This window comes from Gordonia sp. McavH-238-E (assembly GCF_022348225.1).
In the GTDB taxonomy this organism is placed as follows: Bacteria; Actinomycetota; Actinomycetes; order Mycobacteriales; family Mycobacteriaceae; genus Gordonia; species Gordonia terrae.
In genome coordinates this window covers 21,026-47,558 of sequence record NZ_JAKRFE010000003.1, presented here as the reverse complement: position 1 = coordinate 47,558, position 26,533 = coordinate 21,026, and the positions used below count along the sequence as shown (strand labels likewise).

Below are 26,533 nucleotides of genomic sequence, written 5' to 3'. Positions count from 1 at the left end.
AGGCCGAGAATCGGACGGTTGGAGCGGATCTGGGTGGCTCCGGGGGGGTCAGGCGGTAGTCGTGTCGGCTTTGGGCGTGGCCAGGCGCGACGGCGGTCATGCCTGTGTGGACGCGGGCGGACCGGTTCCTCGGCCTCATCGGGCCGGGTGTGGAAAGTGTCGTCCCCGGGAGTGGCGTGGGAGGGCAATGTGCCCTTCGAGGTCGCTCATGGGGATGAGACTTTGACTCACCCCGCCGAGAAGCGGACGGCGGCGCGGACCTGGGCGGCGATCGCGCGCCCGGCGCCGAGGGGCCAGCGGTGCATGACGTAGTCGGCGGCGGCATCGACGGTGAGCTGGCGGGTGGAGTTGCCTGCGCGAACCCAGAACTCGGGCGGGTTGTTCTTGCCGGCCCGCAGATAGACCGGCCGCGGCGACGGCGAACACGTCACGCGGCACACCGGGACCGTTCCCGACTCCCCGGGCCGGCCGACCGATTCGACGGTGATCCCGACGGCCGCCGCCGTGTTCTGCCCGAGCGTGGTGGTCAGGAGATCGCGCAGCCAGAGCTCGAAGCGGTCGGCGTCGGGCACCTTCAACGTCGCGAAGTCGGGGTCGAGCCCGAGGGGTGTGCCGTCGTCGGCGACACCGATGAGCAGGGTCCCGCCGTCGGAGTTGAGGAATGCCGAGACCGTCTTGACGATCACCTGCTCCATCCGCGGGTCCTTCTCGCCGCTCCGCAGGTTCACCCGGGCGGTGGACTTGAACTCGAGCCGATCGGACTCGCCGTCGGAGAGCAGTTGGGCGACCGTGGCATTGGATTGCCGCTGCAACCGTGCGGCGAGTAGACCATAAGCTCCCACCGCGACGACCGAGCTGATCAGTCCCAGCACGACCGTTGTCACGCTCCACACCCGGAGATGTTTGTCGACGAGGCCGGCGATGTAGAGACCGAGCGCGGTGCCGAGGATCGACAGGACCATCGCCGTGGTCGCGTCGAGACGAGCGCGCCTACGCAGCAACCAACGCGCGACGACGCCGAACATCCACGAGACCACCAGCACCAGGACCAGCGCGGTGGCGGTCGCCCAGACCGGTACCGCGAATTCGATTCCACCGATCGTTCCCACACCGTTTTATAGCCCGAAGCCGCGTGTACCGCGGCTTCGGGCTATGGATCGGGGGGGTGGGGTCAGACGGCGTCGCCGCCGTCGATGCTGCCGAAGTCGCCGACCTCGACGTTGCCCTCGTCGTCGACGGCGGTGTCGAAGGTGCCGTCACCGTCGGTGTCGGCGACGGCGATGTCGGTGAGACCGTCGGCGTCGGTGTCGGCTTCGATGACGTCGATCTCGCCGTCGGCGTCGGTGTCGTAGGCGATGGAGTCGGCCTGGCCGTCGCCGTCGGTGTCGAGGATGGCGTCGGTGGTGCCGTCACCGTCGACATCGGTGAGTGCGGCGTCGACGGCTCCGTCGCCGTCGGTGTCGATGAGAACGGCGTCGGCGGGGATCTCGGTGCTCATGGTGGGGGTCCTTTCGGGAGTGGGTGCCGGGGGCGGTGTGTGCGGTTCTGGTTACTTGGAGTCGAGCGTGCCGGGGTTTGTTCCCGTCCGTTCCGAAGTCGCGGTGAGGTCATTCACCTGGGCGACGACCAGACCGCAACCCGACTATCGAAGGTCCGCAAGCAATTCGGACAAGATGGACCGCGCACGCGAAATTCGACTGCGTACTGTCTGCAGACCGATGCCCTGCGCCTCGGCGATCTCCGAGTAGCTCAACTCGCCGTAGACGCGCAGCACGAAGGTCGCCCGGTAGGCGTCCGGGACCTGCGACAACGCGTCGGCGATGCGGTCGGACACGACGACCTGCGCCGCGACGTCCAGATGGCTCATCGGGTCGTGATCGGCGATGTCGTCGGCGTCCGTGCGCTTGCGGATGCGGGCGAGCGCGGCGTTGGACCCGATCCGGTACAGCCAGGTCGACAGTTGTGCATCACCCCGGAAGTTGCCGATCGCGCGCCATGCGGCGACGAGCGCGTCCTGCATCGCGTCCTCGGCGTCGTGCTGGTTGCCGGTGATGCGTAAGCAGATGGCCCACAATCGGTCTCGGTGCTGTTCGACGAGTGTGGTGAAGGCCGCCTGGTCACCGGCGCGGGCAAGCTCGAGCAGGTCTGCGCCGGAGGAGGATTCGTCGATCAACGACTGCACCCGCTCATCGTAGGACCGCCTCCCGGGCACGGCAGCGCATCGCGGTTTTCGATGCGGGCGATCTCAGAAGTCGTCATCGAGCGCTCCGTCGTCGAAGGAGTCGTCCGCAGAATGCTCGGAACCGCTGAAGACATCGTCGTCCTCGTCGAGGCCGGATGCCAGTTGATCCCCGGTCACGTCGTCCGCCGGCGGGTCTTCGAAGCCGCCGACGTCGGGGTCGGATTCGGAGTCGCCGTCGGAGTCCAGCGGATCCGGCCCGGGCGCCGCGGTCAGGTCGGTGGTGAGTTCGTATGACGGATCGAACGCGGTCTCGACGGCGGCGTCCCACGCGGCCTCGGGCACGCTCAGCTCGTCGGGCGGGTCGCCGGCACGTAGCCACGCCTCGAAGTCGTTCTCATCCAGATTGTCGGTCATGCTCTTCCGCCTCTGCTGGTGTGTCGGTCATCCGATATCGGTACCGATGGATTCGTCGACGCGCGGCGCCCGACACGGATACTGTCATCCGGTCGAGGGGTCGGCACGCCGACTCCGAGGGACATTCTCGGCATGTCCCTAGGAGTGTCGCCGAGCCCGGAATGTTCCCATCGGTCGGCGAAAGTCTCGGGAGGTCGGATTCCGTGGAGCAGCGCATGACCGTGCGTGGCCGCGTGGAGCAGTTGCTCGACGAGGTCGGCCCGCTGTCGCCGGACACCGCGGGCCTGTCCGCCTTGCGCGCCCAACTGGCCGAGCCGTTGACCGTTGCGCTCGTCGGACGCGTCAGTTCGGGCAAGTCGACGCTGCTCAACGCCCTCGTGGGCGACCGCGTCGCCCCGACCGACCGCGCCGAGTGCACCCGCGTCGCCGCGCTGTACACCGAGGGCAACCCGCAGCGGGTCGAGGTGATCGGCCTCGACGGTACGGTCACCGAACTCCCCGGCCCCATGCGCGGCGACCTCGGCCGGCCACCCGAGGAGATCGACCACGCGATCGTCCACACCCCGTCCCGGTTGCTGCGTGAGCGCTTCCGGGTTGTCGACACCCCCGGCCTCTCCGGATTCACCGACACCGCCGAGATCGCCACCCGTCGGGTGTTCGGCCGACAGGGGAGGCTGGCCCGACCGGACGTCATCCTCTTCCTGCTCGACGACGCCGCGGGCCCGAAAGCCGACGAGGTCGCGTTTCTCGCCGAGGCCGGTGCGTCGGCGCAGAACACGATCCTGGTGATCTCGCAGGCCGACCTCATCGCCGCCGACAATCCGATGCTCAGGGCCCAGGAGATCGCGCGCCGGGTGTGGCGACGGTTCCCGGCGATCGCGGGCGCGGTGGTCGCGGTGTCCGGACTGATGGCCGAGGCCGGGGTCTGCGGGGTCACCGAACGTGAGACCGCGCAGATCTCGCGGCGCGGGCAGCTCGAGTCGTGGGAGTTGCTGACCATCCTCGACGGCGGGATGCCCGCTCCGCCGGGCATCGACGTCGATGAACTGGGCCGGCTCGAGCAGCTCGTGGGGACCTATGCGATGGATGCCGGGGGTGAGATCGCACAGCAGGGTGCGCGAGCGTACTGCGAATGGCTGCACCGGGTTTCGGGCATCGACGAGTTGCGGCTGGCGATCGGACGTCGATTCCTCGCCGTCGGCGACATCCTCAAGGCCCGCACCGTCCTGGCGGCGCTGCGCGAGACCGCCTACCGCAGCCCGCGCCGCGACGTCTTCCTGGAGGCCATCGACGAGGCCGAGACGTCGCCGGCCCTGCACCGGTTGCGCGAGGTGTCCGCACTCGAGGCCCTCGCGCGGTGGCAACCCGACAGCGACCTGGTCGGCGAGCTCAATGTCGTGGTCGCGAGTCGTGATGTGCGGGTGCTGTTGTCGCTGCCGCCGACCGCCGGACCACCGCAGATCGCCGACGCCGCGCGAGCGCGGGCCACCGACTGCCGGTCGAGGCGCGCGTTCGCTGCGACGTCGGCGGAACGCGAGGCGCTGCTGGTACTCGAGCAGACCTATCAACTCGTCCGGCGCGGACTCTGGGTCAACTGACCGATGGTGAACGAGGAGCAGGCTGTGACCACCAGCGAACCCGGGCCGGCCAAGGGATTGGTGAAGGCGCCGGCGAAGACCACGACGCCGACGCCGGAGGCGGTCTTGCGCACCGCGATCGACGCGTTGCGCAAGCACGGTGAGGACGCGATCGCCGACCGGGCGCTGCGGGTCCGCGACCGGCCGGCGCCGCAGGGCACCGTGGTGGTCATCGGTGAGGTCAGCCGGGGCAAGAGCTCGCTGGTCAACACCCTCCTCGGGGTCGGCGACCTCGCGCCGGTCGACACCGAGATCACCACCTCGGTCTATGTCCGGTTCACGCCCGCCACCGACGACCTCCCCGCCGGGACCGCGCTCGTGGAGTTCCCCGGTGCCGCCCACCGGATCCCGGCCGCCGAGCTCGCCGAGTGGGTGACCGTCGGCGGACGCCACGCGGCGGGCGTCCCCGCGGAACGTCTCGCGCCCGGCACACCGATCGATTCGGTTCTCGTGCCACCGGTCTCGGCACGCGTGGGTGTCGACGCCGTGGTGCTGCCCGGGGTCACCGTCGTCGACACACCCGGTGTCGGGTCGCTGGTCCCCGAACACGTCGAGGCTGCCGTCAGCGCGGCTCGCGGAGCGTCGGTTCTGGTCATGGTGTGCGACGCGACCGCACCGCTGAGCGCACCCGAACTCGACTTCCTGCGCAGCGTCAGCGAAGAGGTCGCATCCGTGGTGCTGGTGGTCACCAAGACCGACCTCGTCATGCGCCAGTGGCGGACGATCGTGGCCGAGAACCGAAAGCTGATCGGCGCCAACGCCCCCCGCTTCGCCCACATCCCGATCATCGGCGTCTCCAACCGCATCGCCGCCCAGGCCGCGGCGATCACCGACCCCGACCGTCGCGAACGGGCCCTCGCGGCCTCCGGCGTCCCCGAACTCGTCGACGCCCTGACACCGCTGGTCCGCGACGGGGCCACGTCCCCGGTGCGCAACGCGCTGCAGCTGACCTTCGCCGGCCTCGACGACGTCCGCACGCGTCTCGTCCTGGAGATGAAGGCCGCGACCGCGACCCCCGCCGAGCGCGCTGAGATCGAAGCCGAGCGCGACCGACTCCAACGTCTCAAGGATCGCCGTCGGGAGTGGCGGGCGCGCCTCACACAGGACATCACCGCGGCTTCGCTGCGGACCGACGACCTCATGCGCGATCGCTTCGACACGCTGCTCGGCCAGTGGTCCACGCGGATCGACAAGCTGCGCTTCTACGAACCGCACCGGGCGGGTCAGGAGCTGATCGCGCAGATGACCGTCGATCTCGAGGCCGCCGCTCGTGAGGTGAGCGCCTCGTTCGTCGCCGGCATCGAGCGGATCGCCGACGCGCTGTTCGCCGACGCCGCCATCTCCGAGGAGCTCGTCGGGCAGATCGCCGGCGGTGCCGGCGAACTCAAGCTCCGTGAGCAGGAGAAGATCTCGCCCTGGAAGAACATGGTCGACCCGATCCTGCTGTCGATCGTCGCCGCGGGCGGCCCGCTGGCGATCATCCCGGTGGTCAATGTCGTCGCGGTACCGGTGTGGGCGGGGGTGGTGGTGGGGTTCCGCGCGTCGAAGGTGGGTAAGGAGAACCACCGCAAGTGGTTGACGAAAGCGGTCAACGACATGAAGGCCGACGTCCGGTCCCAGCTGCAGTCGATCAAGGCGCAGGCGAGCGGTGATCTGCAGATCGCCTACGACGAACTGCTCGAGCGGCTCCTGGCCGAGTCGACGAAGATCCTGGGCGACGCCGCGGCGGAGTCCAAGAGATCGGCGGCCGAGCGCGAGAAGACGGCCGCGGATCTGCGTAATCAGATCGTCGCCGTGGACAACGTGCGCAAGGCGATCGCCCGCGTTCTTCGAGCGCCCACCGGATGAATGCCGGTGTCGTGTGCAACGATTTGCACCTGAGGAGGTGACCACGTGGCGCAGGAGAGCAGGCGGCGACTGTGTATCGATTTCGGCACCAGCAACACTGCGGCTGCGTACCGGGTCGGGCTGGGCGAGCCGGTCATCGTGCCGCTCGGACAGGGCGGACCCGCGATGCCGTCGGCGGTGTTCGCGGGGGACGGGTCCGTCGTCGTCGGTCACGAGGCGGTGTTGCGGCGGCTGCAGGCCCCCGACGCCTTCGAGGACACCCCGAAGTCGCGTATCGACGATGGTGAGATCGAGCTCGGTGACCGCTTCTGGCCGGTCGAGGATCTGATCGGCGCCGTCCTGCGACATGTGCATCAGATCGCGTTGCGCCACAGCGGACTGCCTGCCTTCGACTCGATCGTCCTGACCCATCCCGACCGCTGGAGCGAGCGGCGCAAGAACGTCCTCCGACGCGCGGCCGGCCGGGCCGGGATCCCTGCCGAGACGCTGCGAATAGCCTCCGAATCACTCGCTGCCGCTTGGTATCACGTCTACCGCGGGTACGACGTCAGCGGTGCCGAACGGATGTGCGTCTTCGACTTCGGCGCCGGCACGTGCGACGTGGCGCTCCTCGTCCGCGACGGTGTCGACGGGTTCACCGTCACCGGCTCGGGTGGCGACAACCATCTCGGCGGCCGTGACCTCGACGCCCGGATGATCCGCTGGGTGCACGACGAGGCCGCCGAACTCGATCCCGACCTCCCGGGCCGACTCCGCGCCCCGGCGGCCGCGATCGCCCTGGCCGATCGGGTGCGGACGGCGAAGGAAGCACTGTCCGACACCGCGCAGGCCGTCATCGAACTCCCCGGCACCCGGCACACGTTGCTGCTGACCCGGCGCGAGTTCGAGTCGATGATCGGGCCGTTCGTGGAACGGGCCGTCGAGCTGACCCGGGATGCGATCGCCCGCGCCGACGCCGCCGGCACGGGGCCGGGCGGACCCGTCATCGTCTACGTCACGGGCGGGACCAGCAGCATTCCGATGCTGCAGTCCGCGTTGTCGGCGGTGGGTCGCGTCGCCCGGATCGGCGACCCCAAGGTCGTCGTCGCGCAGGGCGGGCTCCTCCGGTCGACCAATGTCGTCCCGGGCGTCGACACACAGAAGGTCGGCGCGGAGGTGTCGGCTCGCCGTATCGCCTTCCCGCAGCTGCCGGCCGGCTCGGTGATCGCGGGTGTCTCCGTGCGTGACGGGCAGGTCGTGCGCGCAGGCGAGCCGCTGGCGACCGCGGACTCCCCGGCCGGCCGGGTGACGATCGACGCGCCGGTCGCGGGCACTCTGCACGGTCTCGACCTCCGGCCGGGCGTGGCCGTTCAGCCGGGGGCGGTCTTCGCGGCCGTCGGGCCGGCCGGTCTGCGGCCCGACCAGTGGCCGCGGTTGCACCGCACACCGGCCGGGACCTCGCCGGTGCGGGGCCACTCCGGTCCCGTGCCGTCGGCTCCGCACCGCGTCGTCCCGCAACCCGTTCCCGCGCAACCCGTTCCTGCGCAACCCGTGCTCGCGCAACCCGTTCCAGAGCAACCGGAGAAGGTGAACGGGTTCGGTCTGGCCGGATTGATCGTGGGCATCCTGGGCTTCCCGCTGTGTCTGGGCACGATCGTCGGGCTCGTACTCACGGTCGTGGGGATCACGCGGGCCGGCGGACGACGCGATGCCCTCACGACGACGGCGCTGGTCGTCAACGTCCTCGGTGCCGTCGCCTGGGTGGCGTTCGTCATCTGGGCGGTCGTCAGCGGCTGAGGCGGGGTTCATTCGGCCCGCTCGCTCCGCTCCCGGCGCCGTCGCGGTTCAGGGGTGGCTGTCGATGTCGAACTGCCGCCACTCGGCATCCCAGCGTCGTGACCGGTGCTGATCGGCGACCATCCGGACGAGCACGGTCGAGCCCCACCAGCCGAGCACGACGAGCATCCCCACCGCGGCCCCGGCGATCAGGCCCTCCATCACGGCGTCCGTGGTGGTGACGGGTGGGTCCACCACCGAGCCGGAGTCGTCGAGCCAGACGACCCGGACCCGACCGACCGAGTCGAGCGGCTCGGCGGCGACGGCGGCAGTGAGCCGGTGACCGTTCGGGTCCTGCCACGCCACGGTGGTGAGGTCGGCGTCCGCCCCGCCGCCGCTCTGGGCGCTGCCCTGGCCGGGCGTACGAATGATCGTCGCGCTCACCGAATGTCGGGGTTCTTGATGTTCCGCGGCAGCCTTGTGCGCCGCATAGGTATCGCCCCCGATGGTCAGGGCGATCATCATTCCCGCGACGGCGGCCAGCCACAGCATCACCAGCGTTGCGGTCTCCAGACGGTCACCGCGGCGGACCAGACCGTTCGACGATGCGTGCATGACACGCCAGCTGTGGAGTTCGCGGGCGAGGAATCGCAGCATGTGCACCCTCCTGTGCCGTTCGCCCCTTACATGGTCGCGGGCGGGCGAGCGCCGGGACAGGGCCTTTGGTCCCTATGCGCGCGGCGATACCCGTGTTTCAGTCATTCGACTCACAAACTACCCCGACTCCGCGTATTCTCACGGTGCGTCAGGGTGGCCGGCATCGCGCGGGGGGTGCCGGGGCGTAGGGGGTCGACTCGAGGGGCATCACATCGTGGCCCTCGTCGGTGTTCACGAAGTCACTGTTCGTGATCGTCACTGTTCATGGTCTATGTGGAGGGGTTCAGTTGACCAGCGCATTGTCTGTGCGTGCATCTAGACGTGGTGCACGCACGTTTCTCACGTCGTCGGCGATCGTCGAGGCGATCGGTATCGAGGAGTCGATCGTCCTGTCCGGGTACGCGGTGCTCGCCGAGAACCCCGCGGAGTTCGGGGTGACCGCCGATCTCCTGGGGGAGGTCGCCGCCGCCATACGACGCCACCGGGCGATCGTGACGCGGCTTCGGCTGATGCACGACGAAGCCGTTGACGCCGAGCGGGTTTCGTCTCCGCGCGATGAGGCGCTCGCTGTCCTTGGGCTCGCCGGACCCGACGCCGACGCGGATTCCGCCGTCGGCATCGTGGAAGGTCCCGCTGACCGGCGGCCGCCTCTGGTAGCGGTGGCTCTTCTGGTCTCTGCGGCCCACGCGTTGACCGACCCGACGAACTGCGGGACCGCTTCTCCGGCACTCAATCTCATGCCGCCGCCGCTGCATCGGGACCGAGCCCTGCTGGAGAAGGTGCTGACCAACGCCGTGTCGACGTCCGATGCTGCCGTGCGGGCGGAACTCGCCGATCACATCGCCGCCGCGAGTGCGGTCTTCGCCGAGGCCGGTCACGGATCCGACCGGCGGCTCTCCGTGCTGCGCTACAACCCGCACTCGTTGCGCACGTCGTGCCGTGCGGCGGGCCTCGGTGAGGTCGAGGTCTGTATCGCCGACTGACCGGTGACCTGACAACCGGCGGTTACCCTGGGCGTCGTGACCACTTCGGTTCCACAGCGCTATCGGTGGCTGCTGCACGTCGATCTCGACCAGTTCCAGGTGGCGGTCGAGAGGTTGCGGGCTCCCGAACTCGTCGGGGTGCCGGTGATCGTCGGCGGCAACGGCGATCCGACCGAGGCCCGCAAGGTGGTCACCTGCGCGTCGTATGAGGCGCGTGACGTGGGTGTGCGTGCGGGTATGCCGTTGCGGGCAGCACACCGCAAGATGCCCGACGCGGTGTATCTGCCGCTCGACATGAGTGCCTACGATGCCGCGTCCGCCGACGTCATGGACGTCCTGCGCGCCACCGGCCACCCCGTCGAGGTCTGGGGCTGGGACGAGGCCTACCTCGGGGTCGACGCCCGCGGCGCGGAGGTCGATCCGTTCGACGACGAGGCCATCGTCGACCTCGCCGAACGGATCCGGTCGGAGATCCTGGACCGGTGCGGACTCACGAGTTGCGTCGGGATCAGTGACAACAAGCAGCGGGCGAAGATGGCCACCGGGTTCGCCAAACGGCCGCCGGGCGCCGGGGCGAACGGCGCCGACGCCCCGCGGGTGTTCCTGCTCGACGATCGCAACTGGCTGGATTTGATGGGGGACAGGCCGACTCGCGATCTGTGGAGCGTCGGGCCGAAGACGGCGTCGAAGCTGACCGCCGCCGGCGTCACCACGGTGACCGAGCTGATCGCCACCCCTCGCGACGATCTGATCGCCATGTTCGGTCCGCACCAGGGCAATTGGCTGTACGTGCTGTGCCGCGGCGGCGGTGACTCGGCGATCACCGCCGAACCCTGGCTGGCCCGTTCGCATTCCAAGTCCCGGACGTTCGCGACCGACCTGAGCGACGCGACCGAGATGCGGGCTGCTGCCGGCGAACTGCTTCGTGAGTTGCTCGATCAGGTCGTCGGCGAGGAGCGACTGCCGTTCCGGGTCGCGGTCACCGTCCGCACCACGACCTTCTACACCCGCACCAAGTCCCGGAAGCTCCCCGCCCCGAGCCTCGACTTCGCAGAACTCGAGTCGGTGGTCGCCGACCTGCTCGCCAGATTCGACATCGACCGCCCGGTTCGACTCTTGGGCGTCCGCCTCGACCTCGTCACCGACGACGACCCCGCTGCTCCCTGATCCGAGAGAGTGGCTTCGACACGGCTCCTCGCTGCGCTCGGTGCCGGCTCAACCAGCGGGACATCGACCCCGTGACCCCCCTGCTGGTCGAGCGACCCCCCTGCTGGTCGAGCAGCGTCGACCCCCCTGCTGGTCGAGCAGCGTCGACCCCCCTGCTGGTCGAGCAGCGTCGACCGAGCGAAGCGAGGACGCCGCGCCCGTCGAGGCCACTTGGCGACCGGCCCCGCGATCCCAGCCAGTGACTTCGACCAAACCCGCGCTACCCCGACGCCACGATCAGGGGCACGAGTTGTTCGGCAGCGGTCCAGGCGCCGTGATGGCCGAGCATCATCGACTCCATCGTCTCGCGTGTGCTGCGGGTGAGGGTGGTGGCGCCGCGGGCCACCGCGACGACGTCACCGATGCGTTGTGCGACCGCATCACTCACCACCGGGCCGAACCATTCTTCGTCGATGGTCTGCTCTCGGGACACCACGTGCGCGGCGTCGCCCAGGTACGACGCCCAGCCGGCCAGGACGTCGTCGGCCGAACCCGGCGTCGCGTAGACGTGGCGGACGCGTGCTTCGCCGGCCACGGCGTCGACGCCGTCGAGCAGCGCGGGCGCGGTGTCGATGTCGATCGCCCGGTCGGCGGTGATCATCCCGTGGTCGCCGGTGACGAGAAGGGTTGTCCCATCGTCCAGTTCGGCGGCGAGGTCGGCGACAAGGCGCTCCACGACGCGCAACTTCTCCAGCCACTCCGGTGATCCCGGCCCGTGGATGTGGCCGGCCATGTCGAGTTCGCTGTAGTAGGCGTACACGAAGCGTCGGTGGCGGCTTCGTCGGCGCAGGGTGGTCAGCACGGCCTCGCGGATGCCGTCGGGAGTCACGGCGGGCAGGAACTGGCCCGCGGCGCGGAACGCGGCCATCGTCAGGCCGGTTCCGCGGAACTCGCCGGGCATCACATAGGTCACTCGGACGCCGTCGGCGGCAATATCTTCCAGACTGCCGCGCTCGGTTCGGACGAGGGCCGGGGGATAGGTCATCAGCGCGGACGGACCCGACGCGTTGTCGAGAGTCCACCGGAGCGAGTTGAGCACGCGCCGGGACCCGCGGGTGCGGCATTCGTCGCCCGGGCGGAAGCTGTACCCGATGATCCCGTGCACGCCGCACGATGTCCCGCCGGTGAGGCTCAGGATGCTGGTGGCGGTGGTGGCCGGGAACCCTGCCCGCAGCGTCGTCGAGGTGAGCTCGCGCAGTGTGGGTGCGTGGTCGGCGTACTCGTCCAGCAGCGTCGCACCGAGTCCGTCGATCAGCAGCACCACGACCGAATCACCCGGCGGCACAGTCGGACCCGCGCCCGCAGCGGTGACCCCGAGCGCAACCGACGCCGCCGGGAGGACGTCGGCGAGCGTGTGAGGAAAGGTGTGCCAGTCGGCCGGTGCCAGTTCGGCAGGAGCCACATCTGCGTCCGTCACCGGGTCCCCGAGCCGGCCGGACCGAACACATAGTGTCCGGAACGCAAGAAGCGCACGTCGCGGCGAGCGTCTCCGTCGACGAGCAGCGGCGACAGGGCATCCCGCAGCGCGATCCGCCACCGGGCGGCGTCGAGTGGAGCGGTGACTCGCATCGACTCGACGTCCCGCGGAACTTCGACGACGACGCCGGCGTCGGGGGAGACGCGATCGTGGTGCGCGACGGGTCGGGACGGCTGGTCGGCATCGATGATCGACACCGCGCCCTCGGCGAGCACGTCGTCCACCGACACCGGGGACGCGGACGGGGCCGCGGCGTGCAGATTCCAGGACATGAGCACCCGGTCGGAGTCGGCATCGCCGCCCAGTTCGTCGCCGAGTTCGCCGTAGAAGTCCTCGTAGTAATGCACCGGAGTCGCACCCAGTTTGGCGAGGTTGAAGTAGGCGTTGCGCGCGACGAGCGGATCGAAGGTCCAGGTGATCGTCGACAGTCCGCGCTCCAGTGCCCAGCGGCGCTGGTGCATCTTCAGCGCGTAACCGACCTGGTGGCCACGGCCGCGTCGGGTGACCCCGGTGATGTGGCTGTGCAGGGTCTCGCCGACGGGCGCACCGAAGAACGCGACGCTGCCACCGGCGAGGTGGTCGCCGATGAACGCGCCGGCGACGTAGTTGCCGGCGTGGGTGAGCGCCCGCAGCATGTCGGTCCCCACGGGCCGGTTCGTCGGGTCGGGCCGCCACACGTCGTCGAAGATCCGCAGAAGGTCTTCGAGCTCGTCGGGGGACGAGAGTTCACGAACCTCCACACCGAGGCTTGCATCCGACATGGGAACGATTCTGTCACCGCCCGGCGACACCGTGGTCGGAGATGGCCCAGTCCACCGATCTAGGATGAGCCCCATGCCCCACACCGTCCGACCGCCCGACGCGTTCTCGCGCGCCGCCGCGGCCGGTGTGGTTCCCGCGGTCGCGGTCGCCGCGCACGGTGCGGCGAGCGGAGCGATCCCGAGTTCGTCGGGCATCCTGCTGAGCGCTGCGATCGGTGCGATCGCGGCGATGCTGCTCGCACCGCGCCGAGGACGACTGGTGACCGCTGCGGCGTCGACCACGCTGGTGCTCTCCGTCGCGCAGGCGGCCAGTCACTGGGCTCTCGCGCTCGACGCGGGACATGCCGCCCACGGCACCTCGACGCTGCCGATGCTGCTCACCCACCTGGTGGCGATCCCGCTCAGTGCGGTCCTGATCGTCGTTGGCGCGCATCTGCTGTCGTCGATCGGCACGGTGATCCGATCCCTGATGCCGCCGGTCGCCCTCGCGGCGCGTCCGACTGCACCGGTCTTCTGGACGCAACCGTGTGTTCTGTCCGCACCTGCGCTGTGCGGCACCGGTGTTCGCGGACCGCCCGGCACGTTCTGACGCGCCTGACCCCCGATCGCCCAGATCTGGGGTCGATGCGTGCGTCCACGCGCCCGATCCAGACAAACATCGAAAGACGCTCCTGATGAAATCCAGTTCTCCGCGGGCCACGATCGCCCGCCGCCTCATCGCGCCCGCAACCGCCGCTGCCGTCGTCGGTCTCGCCTCCTTCACGGGTGCGGGTGCCGCGTCGGCCCACGTCACCGCCAACGCCCCGACGGTCACCCAGGGCGGGTACGGCGTCGTCACCTTCGTCGTCCCCAACGAGTCCGACGCCGCGGCGACGACCGCGCTGCGGGTGACGCTCCCCGGCCTGACCTCGGCCCGTCCCGAGGTGATGCCCGGCTGGAAGTCCGTCGTCACCAAGAAGGACGACAAGGTCACCGAGATCACCTGGACCGCCGACCCGGGTTCGCCCGGCGTGCCGGTGGGCCAGTTCGGTCAGTTCCGCTTCTCCGGCGGTCCGTTCCCCGAGCAGGAGACCGTCGAACTGCCGGCGTTGCAGACCTATGCCGACGGTGAGACGGCCGACTGGAACCAGCCGACGCCCGCCGACGGCTCCGAGCCGGAGAAACCCGCCCCGACCCTGACGCTGGCGCCCGACACCGGCGAGGGCCATCACGGCGGCTCGCACTCCGCCCCGGCGACCGACAGCTCGCAGGCATCGGACTCGTCCGAGTCGTCGGCATCGTCTGAGGACTCCGCCGCCCGGTGGCTCGGCGGCATCGGCCTGGTGGTCGGCACTCTCGGCGCGGTCATCGGCGTCGCGGCGCTGACAGCCCTGCGACGAAACGGCCGTGGCGGCGGCGATGCCTGACCGTCGCGCGCCGGTTCGACGCGTCGTCCTGGTCCTCGCGACGCTGCTGTGTCTCGGGCTCGTCGGATCGTGGGCGGCAGCCCCGGCGTCGGCGCACTCGCGGCTGGTCTCCTCCGACCCCGCCGAGGGGGCGACACTTCAGACCGGTCCGCAGGCGGTGACGCTGACCTTCAACGAGCCGATCCAGTCGTCGTATGCGGTGCTCAACGTCGTCGGGCCCGACGACCACTACTGGCAGAACGGCGACCCGACGGTCGATGGCCCCAACCTGCGTGTCGGGGTGCGCGAACTCGGCCCGGCCGGTGAGTACGTCGTCAACTACCGGGTGACCTCGGCCGATGGGCACGTCATCAGCGGACAGCGCACCTTCGAGCTCGCGGTCGCCGGCAACGGCGAGCCGGGCCCGGCGATCGAGGCCGTCGACGCGTCGTCGGACGAGGGAATCCCCGTGTGGTGGTTCATCGCCGGTGCCGCGGTCGTGTTGATCGTCGGACTCGGCGTCGTGTTCTGGGTGAGCCGGCGACCGTCGACACGGAGCTGACATCAGATGACCGTCCGCAACGGGTTCATCCTGGTGGTGACCCTCGCCGGCGGTCTGATGGTGAGCTTCGTGCTCGCCCGTCCCGACGGTCCGGACCTGGTCGCCGTGCCCACGACCCTCGCACTGGGTGTGTCAGTGGTATTGCTCGGACTGGGCGCCCTGCCGACGGTCGACGCCGAGCCCTCGACCAGAGTGATCGGCCTGCTGGCCGGGGTCTGGGTTCTGGCAACGCTGGTCGGCGCCTGGCTCCGGACAGCCGAGCGGGCTGGCATCGAGGTGCTCGACGTCAAGGCAGGCGACTTCGGTGACGTCCTGTTCTCGGGCGCGCCAGAGATGGTGGCGCTGGTCGCCGGGCTGCTGGTTCTGGTGTGGGTGGTCCTGGATCTGCTGACCGGGGTCGAGATCCCCGTCCTCGTGGTCGGCGCGCTCGCGGCGATCGGGGTGCTCGCCACCTCGATCGCCGGGCACGCCGGCAACGACTCGTGGGGTCCGTTCCTCATCGGTGCACACGCGCTGGCCGCGGCCTGGTGGTGCGGTCTGCTCGCGGCGATGCTGATCTCGGTGCGCGGCCGGTCCGGTTGGGCGCGCAGCCTGCCGGTCTTCTCCGGCCGCGCACCGTGGGCGGTCGGAGTGCTCACGGTGACCGGCCTGATCTCCGGACTGGTCGAGATCGACGGCCCGGCCAACCTCGCGAGCAGCGGCTACGGCCGCATCCTGCTCGCGAAGGCCGTGGTGCTCGTGATTCTCGTGGCCCTCGCCGCGTGGCACCGGCGACGCTGGCTACCGGCCGTGCAGCGGCACCGCAGCACAGAGACGGCTTCCGTCCGTGCCGCGGTCGTCGAACTGGCGATCATGGCCGTGGCGCTGGGTCTCGCCGCCGGGCTGTCGGCCACGGCGCCGATCCCCGCCTGACCATTCCGCTGGTTGCGCAGGTGACTTTTTCTGCTGGTTGAGCAGGTGACTTTTTCTGCTGGTTGAGCCGGCTCCGAGCGTAGCGAGGCGCCGTGTCGAAGCCACTGGGCGACCACAGGGGAGTGGTCTCGACGGGCGCGGCGTCCGCGCTTCGCGCGGTCGGCGCTGCTCGACCAGCAGGGGGTTGCGCAGGTGACTTTTTCTGCTGGTTGAGCCGGCTCCGAGCGCAGCGAGGCGCCGTGTCGAAGCCACTGGGCGACCACTGGAGTGGTCTCGACGGGCGCGCCGTCCTCGCTTCGCGCGGTCGGCGCTGCTCGACCAGCAGGGGGGGGGTTGAGCAGGTGACCTTTTTCTCTCGTCGAAGCCACTGGTTCGCGCACGACGTCGGTCGCCCCTACTCGACCAGGGGAAAACTCACTCGCCCAGCGGCGGCCGCGACTGGTCCCACAGTGCGAGGAGTTCGTCGATGATGTCGGTCGCCATGTGCAAAGTGCTGAGGTGACTTTCGCCGGGCATCTCGAACAGCTTCGCGTCGGGCAGCAGCGACACCATGTGTTCCCCATGGGCGTACGGGATGATGTGGTCGTCGTCGCCGTGCCACCAGCGCACCGGCACGGTGACGTCGCCGACGCGGAAGCCCCAGTCCCGTGCGAACACCACGACGTCGGCGAACGGTGCGGCCATCCGGCGGCTGCCGCCGTGGAGCAGGTCGTCGAGGAACATGGCCCGGAACTCCGGGCGTGCCAACAGTTCTCGATCCGCCTGCGGGGACAGCCGACCGTAGATGGTGATCGCGGGTTCGGCGATCGGCCGGGCGAAACCGAGAGCGACGCTGAGTACCTGGCCGATCGGGGCACCGGCGACGCTGACGAGTGGCGCCAGCAGTGTGCCGAGTCGCATGGCGCCGCCCTCGATCCGGTCGGGCCCGACCGTCGGCGCGACGCCGCCGAGGATCCCGGCCGCCGTCACCCGGTCGGGCATGGCGTGCGCGACCCCGAGTGCGTAGGGTCCGCCGCCGGAGAGTCCGATGATCGCGAAGTCGTCGATGCCCAGGGCCTCGAGGACCTCGGCGAGGTCGGGCGCGAAGTCGGCGACGTTGTCGTATCGATGGGGGGTCGACGACCCCACGCCCGGCCGATCCAGGCCGATGAGCCGGACCTTGCGTTCCAATGCATACGCGCGCGCCTCGACGGGGATCTGACGCCGCGCACCGGGTGTCCCGTGCAGCCAGACGATGGCCCGTCCGGTGGCCGATCCGTACTCGGCGAATCCGATCCGACGACCGCCGTCCGCAACGGCGATCGACCCCTCGATTTTCGGACGGGCGATGTCGATCATGTGATCAGCATCTCACGTACCGTTGAGTGCGTGATCCCCGAGTTCGTGCACGGCACCGCGCGCGCCATCCGACACGTGTTCACCCCTTACCCGGCCCGGGACATCCCCGAAGGCCGGATGGTCGAGCTCCCCGGGCGCGGACGCGCCTTCGTCACCGACTCGGGCCCGCGCGACGCTCCGGCGGTCTTCCTCCTGCACTCGGTGCTGACCACCGGGTTGCTCTGCTGGTATCCGACGATCCCGGCGATCAACGACCGCTACCGCGTCATCACCCTGGACGCGCGCTGGCACGGTCGCGGGATCGAATCCGAGACGTTCGACTTGCGTGACTGCGCCGACGACGTCGTCGCGCTCGCCGATGTCTTGGGCATCGACCGGTTCACGGTCGCCGGGTTCTCGATGGGCGGGGGCATCGCTCAGCTGGTGTGGCGGCGACACCCCGAGCGGGTGGCCGGCCTCGTGCTGTGTTCGACCGGCCCGTACTTCAGTACCCACGATCCCCGGCATCGCGCATCGTCGGAACGCATGGGACGCATCCTGCGCCCGGTGTACCGGGTCCTGCCGCGGGTATCCGACAAGAGCCTCGACAAGGCAGCCCACACCACCGTCTGGGCGCTCCGGCAGTTCTTCTCGACGCCGCTTGCGCATCTCGGCGATTTCGGAAACGGGCTGGGGGAGTTCGATTCCCGAGGTTGGCTGCACGAGGTCGACGTCCCGACGGCCGTGGTCGTCTCCACCCGCGACCGGGTCGTCGAGCCCGAACGTCAGCAGTTGCTGGTCGATGGCATCCCCGGCGCACGGCGGTTCGAGGTCGACGGCGGGCACGCGTGCTGTGTGCTCGGGGCCCGGTTCTTCATCCCGCCGTTCACCGAGGCGGTAGACGCGGTGTCCGAGGCATCGAACACTGCAGTCACAGAGGCTCCGGTCGGCTGACGACCCAGGGGCGAAGTCGGCCGTCGATCAGGCCGAGAGTTTCGCTCAGGAATCGGCGCGAAGAGCTGCGCTGAGTCGGCCGACGGCAAAGACTCGGGGGTCTGTTCCGGCTCGGTGAGCCCAGTGAGTCATGGAGCGATTGTGCCCCGGCGCGTTGGTCGACCGTGGACATCACGCGGTGAACGATCCCACCACCATTGCCTTTCATCAACTTTTGGTTGTTAGTGACCGTCCTCAAATCGAGCTCGTTAACGATCGTCAAGCGACCGTTGCTGATCGACAGGAGGCAATTGTGAATAGTTGTGCCGGAATAGTTTTCGTAATCACACTAGGACGACCGACCCAGTATCTATCTCCCGATGTCCGCTGCAAATGTGTGACATAAGTCAAGTGATTCGGTGCGCGGTAATGGACCTGGGCGAGATCCGATCGCGCTCGCGATGACAGATCAAATGTACTGCTGCAAAGTATGATCCAATCCTCAAGACGTTTCTGCAGCTGGCCGATCGTGGGCCGCGGATCGTTCCCTTGATCAGACGAACACTGGAGCGACGTGCTCCAACAACTTTCTTTTTAGCGTTACTCTGCTTGTAGTTCGCGATTCGGACGCCAGGGGGGCCACGGGGGTGGCGGCGAGTCGCGGCTGGCGCCGACGCTCGATGCTCAGGCGCTGTCCTGGGGAGGGCTCATGACTGTTCTTGATTCTGTCGCGCCTGCGTCACCGCCGTATGCGGACGCCGACACCGGCACGGCTCCGCCGACCGCGCACGACACCGGCCGGCGTCCATGGCGGGAGACCCTGACCGCACCTCGCGAGATGTCGATGGGCGTTCGCTACGCGTCGACGATGGGTGCGGGCATGCTGGCGTTCGCCCCGGCGATCGCCGCCGAGTTCGATGCGCTGCGCCAGGGGTCGCCGACGGCGTATCTGCTGTTCGTGCCGCTGTGGTGTCTGATGATCGCGTTCGGGCTCGATGTGTCGTCGCGCGGCCGCGAGATCGGGGACGGCGAGTTCGACCGGATCCTGGTCGTCGTCGTGGGCGGCGCGCTCGGCCTCACCGCGGCGCTCGTCATCCCCCGGGTGCCTGCTGTGGCGGCGTTCTGGCACGCCGATCTGATCCCGTTGCTCATCTGGGTGTTCGCGGCGTCGATCGTGGTCTTCGGCATCCGGCGGGTTGTTCGCGATTACCTCGTCTGGCTGTTCCTGCTGACGTGCTTCCCGCCGAACTACCTGCTCTTGGGGCAGCTTCTCGGCGGTTCGACCGTCGCGTTCGGCCTGTTGTCCGTGGCGGTTGCCCTCGTCGTGACGTTCATGTCCCTGCGTCGTCATCCGCGCGTCGCCATTGTGACCGCCGTGGTGTCGGGGGTTGTCGGAGCCATGTGTGTGCTGGTTGTCCAGCACACACCGATCCTGGCCTACACGGTTCCCACAGCGGTGGTCACCGCGACCGCGATCGCCGTGCGATTCCGTTTCGGCAGAGCCGGTTCGGCGCACGCCGGGTTGCCCAAGCAGTCCGTCGCCACGCTCGCGTCGGCCTGGTTGGTGGCATTGGCGATCCTCGCGATGATGCCGCTCGCGCCAGATTCGCCGAAGCCCGTGGCGTCACCGCCGATCGGTGCGGAGTGGCTCGAACAGATGCGGACGCTCGGCATCGGCATCACCGAACCAGAGGTGTTCGACTGGGGTCCGCGGGTCATGGGTTCCGGTGGCGACGTGCGCCGGTACCGGGTCACGACGGGGCAGACCGGCCCCGCGGACAGGCCGCTGTCCACCGCGTATCTGGACGTCTACTCCACCACCGATCTGGGGCGCTTCTCCAGTTACCGTCGTGGGCTGTGGTACGAGACGGTGCCTCCGGCGACGATCGACGCGACGCCGGCCTCGTCGGGTGGGCGACACACCCAGATCGGCAGTATCGCCAACACTCTCGAGTCGGTACGCACCTCGGATGAGGCCCTGTGGACCGGTCGGTTCTGGGGGTGGCGAGTTCCCACGCCGGCCGGCGAGCGCTACTACGCCCTCTACCTCATGGCGAACCGTGACCAGGCGAGTGGGTCGGAGGTCGCGGAACCGCGGCCACCGAGCTACACCACCACCGTCGTCGAACCCCTCAGCTGGCTCGTGCGCGGTGGCACCGATGCCCGAGATCAGGTCGTCGGCAACCCCGACCTGGACCTCGCGCTGACCGACCTCGCCTGGTCGATGATCGACGCAGTCGAACGACCGTCGCGGTGAGCGCGTCCGGGCGTACCGGTTCGACTGCTGCCCATGTGACGGCGCTGTCGGCGCGCCATCCGCTGAGTCGTGGGCAGCGCCTCGGCCTGGTGGTCGTTGCGGTGGCGATCGCGGTCGCGTTCGCGCTGACGTGGCGGGTGTCGCTCGCGGTCGTTCTCAGTGTCTGCGCGGTGTACTTCCTGGCGTCGAGCATCGACAAGTTCGTGCTCATCACCCGCGGAATGTCCGGTCGGGGCGTCCTACGGGTGTCTGACGAGGACGCCCGGGTGATCCCCGACGACGATCTGCCGGTCTACACGGTCCTGCTGCCGGTGTACGGCGAGCCCGAGATCGTCACGAACCTGGTCGCCGGAGTCGGCAGGATCGACTATCCCGCAGACAAACTCGACATCCTTCTGGTCCTGGAGAGCGACGATCACGAGACGCGCGCCGCGGTCGAAGATGCCGATCTCGACGGGATCACCACGGTCCTGGTGCCGCCGAGCGAACCGCGGACCAAACCCAAGGCGTGCAACGTCGCCATGAGTCTGCCGTCGGAGCGCAGCGACATCGTCACGATCTACGACGCCGAGGACATTCCGGACCCGCTCCAATTGCGTAAGGCGGCTGCGGTGTTCGCCGCCTCCCAGCCGGACGTCGCCTCGGTGCAGGCGCGTCTCGGCTATTACAACGAGCGTGAGAACCTGCTGACCCGTTGGTTCGCGATCGAATACGACCAGTGGTTCTCCTACATGCTGCCGGCGCTGAGTGCGTCGAAGTGCGTCATCCCGCTCGGCGGGACGTCGAATCACATCCGCACCCACGTGCTGCGTGAGGTCGGCGGGTGGGACGCCTACAACGTCACCGAGGACGCCGATCTCGGAATCCGTCTAGCGCGCTACGGGTATCGAACCGTGGTCCTGGATTCGCTGACCGGTGAAGAGGCCAATGCCGACGTGGTGAACTGGGTCCGCCAGCGGTCGCGCTGGTACAAGGGCTATCTGCAGACGTTCCTGGTCCACACCCGCCGGCCACTCGACATGGTGCGGGAGATCGGACTCGTTCCCGCGCTGCGCATCTCGAATTTGACCGCGGGAATGCCGATCGCCAACACCCTCAACCTGTTGTTCTGGGCGCTGCTGCTGGTGTGGTTCGCGGGCAAGCCCGACTTCATGCACTCGTTGTTCCCAGGGCCCATCTACTACCTGTGCCTGCTCATGTTCACCGTCGGCAACCTGGCCACCATCATGCTGGGCGTCGTCTCCGCGCGCACCCAGGGCAAGCCGTTCCTGCTCGGCGCAGCTCTCCTCGTCCCCGGCTACTGGTTCCTGCAGTCCATGGCGGCGATCAAGAGTATGGCCCAACTCATCTACAAACCCTCCTACTGGGAAAAGACCGTGCACGGGCTCTCTGCCATGCCCGGTGTGCCCGCACCGCCGAAAGGTCCTGAAGATGCCTAGCAAGACCCGTGTCCTCCGCCGCATCTTGTGCGCCGTCGTGACGGCCCTGATCGTCGGAGGGGTTGCGGTGGCACCTGCCGTCGCCGCCCCGGGGGACGGCCCCACGACGCTCGACTGGCGACAACTCGGGATGGGCAACTCGGTGTCGTTCGACAGCGCCGACGTCCCGGTCGGTGTGAGCATCCCGGTGCCCGAGGGGATGTCACCGACCAGGCTGTCGGGAGTGGTGGCGTCGGCGACCAATGTGTCCGATGCCTTCATCCAGGTCTCCCGCTCCGATGGCACGATCGTCGGCACCGTCGTCGTCCCGCGATTCGGTCCGCGGCAGCTGAGCACACCGTTCTCGGTCCCGCTCTCTGCGGTGCCCGTCGGTGACAACGGCCGTGCGGATCTGCGTCTGACACTGCGCAACGGCGACGACGACTCCGTGTGTGGACCCATCCCGGACGTGTCTCTGACCGGCCTGAACGTCGCCTATGCCGGTGTTGCGTCGTCGCCCCGCACCATTCAGGAGTTCTTCGGCACCGTGGTCGGTGACGTCACGATCGTCACGCCCCAGGACCCGAGTGCAGCGGTCGCGCAGGCCACTCTGGGTACGGTTGCCGCGATCACGGATCACTATCGTCCGCAACGGGTGTCGATCGATGTCGTCGAGTCGGCCGGGACGCGCGTGCCGACCCCGGGCGGCCCCCTGGAGCGAACCGTCGTCATCGGCGAGGAGGATGGTCCGGGAGGTGTTCGTCTGGAACGTGCCGGACAACCGTCGGCTGCTCTGGTGATCGGCGGCAACGCCGACTCGCTGCCGGACCAGGTGGCGTTGTTCCGCGACGGGCTCACCGATCTGGCTCAGACCGGTTCGGCCGCCGTCGAATCGGTGTCTGAGCGTCCGGTACAGGGGTCGGATTCGGTGACCTTCGGCGAGTTCTCGGATCGATTGTCCACCGAGGTGCTCGGAATCACCACGCTGGTACCGGGTTTCGACCCGACGATGCTCTCGCTCGGACGTCCGGGTCTGGTGAACGTGCACCTGCTCGCGCGCTACACCCCGGTCCGAGAGGACGAGCGGGCGAACGTGCTGGCGGTCAGTGGCGGGGAGATCCTGCACACGAGCGCCCTGAACGCGTCGGGAAGCCTCGACACCGAATTCACCATTCCGGCTGCCCAGGTCGCGGCCAACGAACCGCTGGAGTTCCGGATCTCCTACGAACCGGGACCAGGTGCGTGCTCGCCGCGGAGTGTGCCGCTGAGCTTCCAGATCGACCCGTCGTCGACGGCGTCGTCGAGCACGACACCGGTTCGGATGGGCGGGTTCTCGTCGGTCCCGCTCGGCTGGCAACCGACTGTTCAGGTCGCGCTGGACGACACGAACCCCGCCCAGCTCGACGCAGCTGCCGAGCTGATCGCGTCGGTGCAGCGGAGTTCGGTGACCCCGTTGGCACCGGTGCTCGTCCCGCTCGAGCAGGCGATCGCCAGCAACACCGGCGCGCTCGTGGTGGCGTCGGCAGCGAACGCGCGTCCGCTGAATCCGCCGATCAACTCCGAGGATTCGTCCACCCTCGTCGATCTGCCGGCGCAGGTCCGGCTGGCGATCCCCGAGGGGCTGGGGACCATCCAGGCGTTCGCGCAGAACTCACGAACGGTCGTACTCGTGAGCACATCGGGCTCGTGGGATCTCGTCGAGCCGCTGTTCACCTACCTCGATGAGCAGCAGGGCGATCTGGCGAATCTTCGAGGGGACGTGGTGGTCGCCGGGCGAGCGGGTCAGGCCGAGCTGATGACGATCCGGGCCGACGGCCCGCGGGCACAGGTCGATCAGGTCGGCACCAGCTGGCTGATGTGGCTGGGGATCAGCATCGCGGTGGTGGCAGTCGCGGTCCTCGTCGCGGTCGGGATCACCGTCTATCGCAAGCGATCCGACGATCCGTCCGACGACGCCGGCTTCGACACCCCGTGACAGTCGAGGTCCGTGAGCGTGCCGCGGAGACGACGACCGGTCCGGGGGCTGTCGCCTCGGGCCGTCGTCGGCTCACCCGGGTTCAGTGGTGGGGGATCTCCCTGTTCACCGGGCTGGCGTTCGCGTACCTCGCGGTCGGCGTCTATCTGTACCTGATCGTCGGGTACATCAACCCGGATGCGAGCAGTCGCGTCGGCAACGCCGGTTTCACGATCTGGAGCCGCGACCCACACCTGGGTGCGATCGGCTTCGTGTGGAATCCGCTGCCCAGTCTGGTCGAGATCCCACTGGTCGAACTGTCGGCGCACTGGCCTCTGAACCTGTGGCCGGAGTTGCGTCGCGTCGGGTTCGCCGGTGCGGTCATGAGTGCGTTGTTCATGGCCGGTGCGGGATGGCAGGTTCGACGCATCGCACTCGATTACGGCGTGGGCCGAGTTCTCCGGTGGGTGGCGGTTGCGACGTTCGCACTCAACCCGATGATCGTCCTGTATGCGGGAATGGGGATGAGTGAGGCCCCGTTCCTGTTCTTCTTGCTGTGGACCTGTCGTCGAATCCTGCTGTGGGTGAATCGGTTCCGCGTCGTCGATCTCGTCGTCGCCGGGGTTGCGCTGGGGTTGGCCTACCTGACCCGATACGAGGCGTTGCCGGTGGCCGCGGGTGTGGCGCTCGGCGTGTTCGTGATGTCGACTCGGCGGCACCGCCCGGCAGGGGTGAGGGGGCGCACTGCATGGCGGGCCGGCGCACCGTTCGGTCTGCACGATGCGACGATCGTGGCGTTGCCGACGGTGTTCGCGTTCGTCCTGTGGGCGGGGCTCGGATGGCTGCTCGACGGCAATGCGTTCTCCCAGTTCTCCTCCCAGTACGGCAACGCTGCTCAGGTGGAGGCGGCGGGGATCATCTCCGCCGAGGATGTCGGCGCCGGTCCGCTGGCCGAGGTCATCGCAGGCAATCTGCTGGGCATGCAACCGCTGCTGTTCGCGGTCCTGCCGATCGTCGGCTGGATCGCCGTTCGTCGGCACCGCGTCGACGCCGCCGTGGTGGGGGTGGTCTTCGGTTCGGTCCTGCTGTTCCAGATGTCTGCGGTGATCCTGGGGTCGACCTTCGGCTGGTTCCGCTTCTACGTGGCGGCAACACCCCTGGTGGTCATCGCCATCCTCGTCGCCCGCGGCCCCGGCTCCTCGAACCCTATGCTCCCTGAGGTGCGAGGAGCGCAAGCGACGAGCCTCGAAGGGTCCTCCCTCGCCAACCCACGCTCCTTGAGCAGCGACCGGAGCTTGCGGAGGTCGCGTGTCGAAAGGACTTCGCTCACCGCACTCATGGCGCTCGTCCTCGTGACATCGCTGCCGGTAACCGCGACGTCGATGCTGACCCCGTCGCTCGGCAAAGAGGAGTACGGCCTGCGGTCGGCATTCTGGCCGGACCGATACCCGTCGTCGGAGTTCTGGTTCTACTGGTTCGGCGACGTGTCACGCAACGTCGCGGGCTGGTTCGACGATCAAGCCCTGCCGCCGGGTTCAGTGCTCGTCGACACATTCGGTATCTCCCGGATCTGGCTGTTCTCCGACCGACCCGAGCAGTACGTGGTCCGCAGCGATTACGACTTCTTCGCCAAGCTCAACGAACCGCGAGCGCAGGGCGTCCAATACATCCTGACCCCGCGGCCCACCGGCCTCGGCCGGCTCGACGCCATCAACGTGCGCTACCCGACGCTCTGGGACGACGGTGCCGAGATCGCCACCCTGGAGATGACGGTCACCAGTCCCAGCGGGACACCGCAGTTCCGTATCTATCGGATCAAAGGGTCGAGGTGAGCGGCGACCGTTGGTGTGTACTGACGATTCGCGACCTGTGCCCTAGACCCGCTCGGGTTTCCACTGGTGGGCGGAACATCGCCTGCGGTCTGTGACCGTCGCCGTCGCGCCCCGGCCTTGCAGAATCCGCTACGTCCCACATTGGCAGTAATCAACCTGTGCGCCTGAGTGCTCTGGCTCGGGCGCAGGTAACCAAGGCGATGGCAAACCCCAGCACCGACAGAACGTCTGCCTCGGTGAATCCATGCTCACTGGTGACGGAGACGAGTACGCGGCCCTCCAGGGGTTGGTTGAATAGCAGCCAACCCACGGAGGCCCCGACCAGTACCGCTGCTACCGGGTAACCCGGACGAGCGATACACCACGCTGCAGAAACGAATAGCAAGTTCAAGGCAGAGCAGGCATGAAGCAGTGAGGCAGCAAGAAGAGGTGCCAACTCTGCGGCCATGAGACTGGCAGGCGGCAAGAGAGATTGTCCTTCCGTAAATCGTTCGTCGACGCACTACGCGAACTTCCGACCGCCCGGCTAGATCGTTGAGCAAGCGGACCTGGGCTCTGCCGAGCTTTTGCGTACTGAGGCTTGGTCCCCTACGAACTGTAGTTCGTTGACATCTGCAAGCTAGAACGAGTGAGTGGCCGTACGGCCAGTTCCCGTATCAGACGATTTGCATGTAGTTACAGTGAATTTTGCGACAGCAAGATTAGGTATGCTTCATCCAACATTTATTGCAAGCTAAGAAGTCCCACCCCCGTAACCGTCCGAGTCATTTCCGGTCAGATTGGGTGGGGACCGCGGGCCTCGTCAAATCGAGGTGAAGTCGCGAAATTTGGGACATGATTCGAACCACCGCTCATTCGTCCGCACGGTCGGCGAACCTCGGCGGCCTGCATCGATGAAACGAACAGCCTGCCAACTGACGGTGCCAAGAGGCGAATATCGTTGAGATCGCACCCTGTCAGTTGCCCTTCCAGTTGTGCGTGCCGCGACGGTGCAATAGCCTTCGGGTAATCGATCGCATCGAGTCGTTGTGATTGATTCTTGA

Annotated in this window: 22 protein-coding genes; 14 read left to right on the top strand and 8 right to left on the bottom strand. The window is 68.4% G+C overall.

Features of this window, described 5'->3' with window-relative positions:
* Positions 1 to 227: 227 nt before the first annotated feature.
* The 4 genes from MHN80_RS04570 to MHN80_RS04555 form a co-directional block, all read right to left on the bottom strand.
* Entirely contained in the window at positions 228 to 1,109 is an 882-nt protein-coding gene (locus MHN80_RS04570) for a helix-turn-helix domain-containing protein (RefSeq protein WP_239399853.1), read from the bottom strand.
* A gap of 62 nt (positions 1,110 to 1,171) precedes the next feature.
* Positions 1,172 to 1,498, bottom strand: coding sequence for a hypothetical protein (locus MHN80_RS04565; protein WP_004021206.1), 327 nt, complete (start codon positions 1,496 to 1,498; stop codon positions 1,172 to 1,174).
* Positions 1,499 to 1,642: 144 nt separating this feature from the next.
* Positions 1,643 to 2,182, bottom strand: coding sequence for an RNA polymerase sigma factor (locus tag MHN80_RS04560; RefSeq protein WP_239399851.1), 540 nt, complete (start codon positions 2,180 to 2,182; stop codon positions 1,643 to 1,645).
* Between the two features lie 63 nt (positions 2,183 to 2,245).
* Positions 2,246 to 2,596 (bottom strand): hypothetical protein, encoded by a 351-nt coding sequence (locus tag MHN80_RS04555; protein WP_239399849.1) that lies wholly within the window; start codon positions 2,594 to 2,596, stop codon positions 2,246 to 2,248.
* Positions 2,597 to 2,811: 215 nt separating this feature from the next.
* Here MHN80_RS04555 and MHN80_RS04550 point away from each other — a divergent pair, with 215 nt between their 5' ends.
* From MHN80_RS04550 to MHN80_RS04540, 3 genes are read left to right on the top strand one after another with little or no spacing between them, the layout of a single operon-like run.
* Positions 2,812 to 4,194 (top strand): dynamin family protein, encoded by a 1,383-nt coding sequence (locus tag MHN80_RS04550; RefSeq protein WP_239399847.1) that lies wholly within the window; start codon positions 2,812 to 2,814, stop codon positions 4,192 to 4,194.
* 3 nt (positions 4,195 to 4,197) lie between these two features.
* A complete protein-coding gene (locus MHN80_RS04545; RefSeq protein ID WP_239399845.1) occupies positions 4,198 to 6,081 on the top strand; it encodes a dynamin family protein in 1,884 nt (627 codons plus the stop codon).
* Positions 6,082 to 6,126: 45 nt separating this feature from the next.
* Positions 6,127 to 7,857 carry an Hsp70 family protein gene (locus MHN80_RS04540; RefSeq protein WP_239399843.1) on the top strand — a complete coding sequence of 577 codons (1,731 nt, stop codon included), beginning with the start codon at positions 6,127 to 6,129 and terminating at the stop codon, positions 7,855 to 7,857.
* Between the two features lie 48 nt (positions 7,858 to 7,905).
* Here MHN80_RS04540 and MHN80_RS04535 read toward each other — a convergent pair whose 3' ends face one another.
* On the bottom strand, positions 7,906 to 8,493 hold the full coding sequence (locus tag MHN80_RS04535; RefSeq protein WP_239399841.1) for a hypothetical protein: 588 nt from the start codon (positions 8,491 to 8,493) through the stop codon (positions 7,906 to 7,908).
* Between the two features lie 287 nt (positions 8,494 to 8,780).
* Here MHN80_RS04535 and MHN80_RS04530 point away from each other — a divergent pair, with 287 nt between their 5' ends.
* Positions 8,781 to 9,476 carry a hypothetical protein gene (locus MHN80_RS04530; RefSeq protein ID WP_239399839.1) on the top strand — a complete coding sequence of 232 codons (696 nt, stop codon included), beginning with the start codon at positions 8,781 to 8,783 and terminating at the stop codon, positions 9,474 to 9,476.
* 36 nt (positions 9,477 to 9,512) lie between these two features.
* Complete coding sequence (locus MHN80_RS04525; protein WP_239399837.1) at positions 9,513 to 10,643, top strand: DNA polymerase IV; 1,131 nt, start codon at positions 9,513 to 9,515, stop codon at positions 10,641 to 10,643.
* Between the two features lie 259 nt (positions 10,644 to 10,902).
* Here MHN80_RS04525 and MHN80_RS04520 read toward each other — a convergent pair whose 3' ends face one another.
* Both MHN80_RS04520 and MHN80_RS04515 read right to left on the bottom strand, forming a co-directional pair.
* Positions 10,903 to 12,099, bottom strand: a complete 1,197-nt coding sequence (locus MHN80_RS04520) for an alkaline phosphatase family protein (protein WP_239399835.1) — start codon at positions 12,097 to 12,099, stop codon at positions 10,903 to 10,905.
* A complete protein-coding gene (locus MHN80_RS04515; RefSeq protein WP_239399833.1) occupies positions 12,096 to 12,920 on the bottom strand; it encodes a GNAT family N-acetyltransferase in 825 nt (274 codons plus the stop codon). The genes MHN80_RS04520 and MHN80_RS04515 overlap by 4 nt, the downstream gene beginning before the upstream one ends.
* A 73-nt stretch (positions 12,921 to 12,993) precedes the next feature.
* Here MHN80_RS04515 and MHN80_RS04510 point away from each other — a divergent pair, with 73 nt between their 5' ends.
* The 4 genes from MHN80_RS04510 (at position 12,994) to MHN80_RS04495 (ending at position 15,779) form a co-directional block, all read left to right on the top strand.
* The gene (locus MHN80_RS04510) at positions 12,994 to 13,509 is read left to right on the top strand and encodes a YtxH domain-containing protein (RefSeq protein ID WP_239399831.1); all 516 of its coding nucleotides are present in this window, start codon (positions 12,994 to 12,996) and stop codon (positions 13,507 to 13,509) included.
* An 85-nt stretch (positions 13,510 to 13,594) separates the two neighbouring features.
* Positions 13,595 to 14,326: a YcnI family protein gene (locus tag MHN80_RS04505; RefSeq protein ID WP_239399829.1), complete on the top strand. Its 732-nt coding sequence runs from the start codon at positions 13,595 to 13,597 to the stop codon at positions 14,324 to 14,326.
* A complete protein-coding gene (locus MHN80_RS04500; RefSeq protein ID WP_239399827.1) occupies positions 14,319 to 14,867 on the top strand; it encodes a copper resistance CopC family protein in 549 nt (182 codons plus the stop codon). Before MHN80_RS04505 ends, MHN80_RS04500 begins: the two co-directional genes overlap by 8 nt.
* A gap of 6 nt (positions 14,868 to 14,873) precedes the next feature.
* Complete coding sequence (locus MHN80_RS04495; RefSeq protein ID WP_239399825.1) at positions 14,874 to 15,779, top strand: copper resistance D family protein; 906 nt, start codon at positions 14,874 to 14,876, stop codon at positions 15,777 to 15,779.
* A gap of 414 nt (positions 15,780 to 16,193) precedes the next feature.
* On the opposite strand, the gene MHN80_RS04490 is transcribed toward MHN80_RS04495, so the two are convergent.
* Positions 16,194 to 17,117, bottom strand: a complete 924-nt coding sequence (locus tag MHN80_RS04490) for an alpha/beta fold hydrolase (RefSeq protein ID WP_004023404.1) — start codon at positions 17,115 to 17,117, stop codon at positions 16,194 to 16,196.
* 30 nt (positions 17,118 to 17,147) lie between these two features.
* Here MHN80_RS04490 and MHN80_RS04485 point away from each other — a divergent pair, with 30 nt between their 5' ends.
* The 5 genes from MHN80_RS04485 to MHN80_RS04465 all read left to right on the top strand — a co-directional run bounded on the left by MHN80_RS04485 (position 17,148) and on the right by MHN80_RS04465 (position 25,490).
* Positions 17,148 to 18,050, top strand: coding sequence for an alpha/beta fold hydrolase (locus tag MHN80_RS04485; protein WP_004023405.1), 903 nt, complete (start codon positions 17,148 to 17,150; stop codon positions 18,048 to 18,050).
* 688 nt (positions 18,051 to 18,738) lie between these two features.
* Complete coding sequence (locus MHN80_RS04480; protein ID WP_239399823.1) at positions 18,739 to 20,286, top strand: hypothetical protein; 1,548 nt, start codon at positions 18,739 to 18,741, stop codon at positions 20,284 to 20,286.
* Positions 20,283 to 21,725: a glycosyltransferase family 2 protein gene (locus MHN80_RS04475; protein WP_239399821.1), complete on the top strand. Its 1,443-nt coding sequence runs from the start codon at positions 20,283 to 20,285 to the stop codon at positions 21,723 to 21,725. Before MHN80_RS04480 ends, MHN80_RS04475 begins: the two co-directional genes overlap by 4 nt.
* Positions 21,718 to 23,679, top strand: a complete 1,962-nt coding sequence (locus MHN80_RS04470) for a hypothetical protein (RefSeq protein ID WP_239399819.1) — start codon at positions 21,718 to 21,720, stop codon at positions 23,677 to 23,679. The genes MHN80_RS04475 and MHN80_RS04470 overlap by 8 nt, the downstream gene beginning before the upstream one ends.
* The gene (locus MHN80_RS04465; RefSeq protein WP_239399817.1) at positions 23,676 to 25,490 is read left to right on the top strand and encodes a glycosyltransferase family 39 protein; all 1,815 of its coding nucleotides are present in this window, start codon (positions 23,676 to 23,678) and stop codon (positions 25,488 to 25,490) included. Before MHN80_RS04470 ends, MHN80_RS04465 begins: the two co-directional genes overlap by 4 nt.
* Positions 25,491 to 26,533: the final 1,043 nt, after the last annotated feature.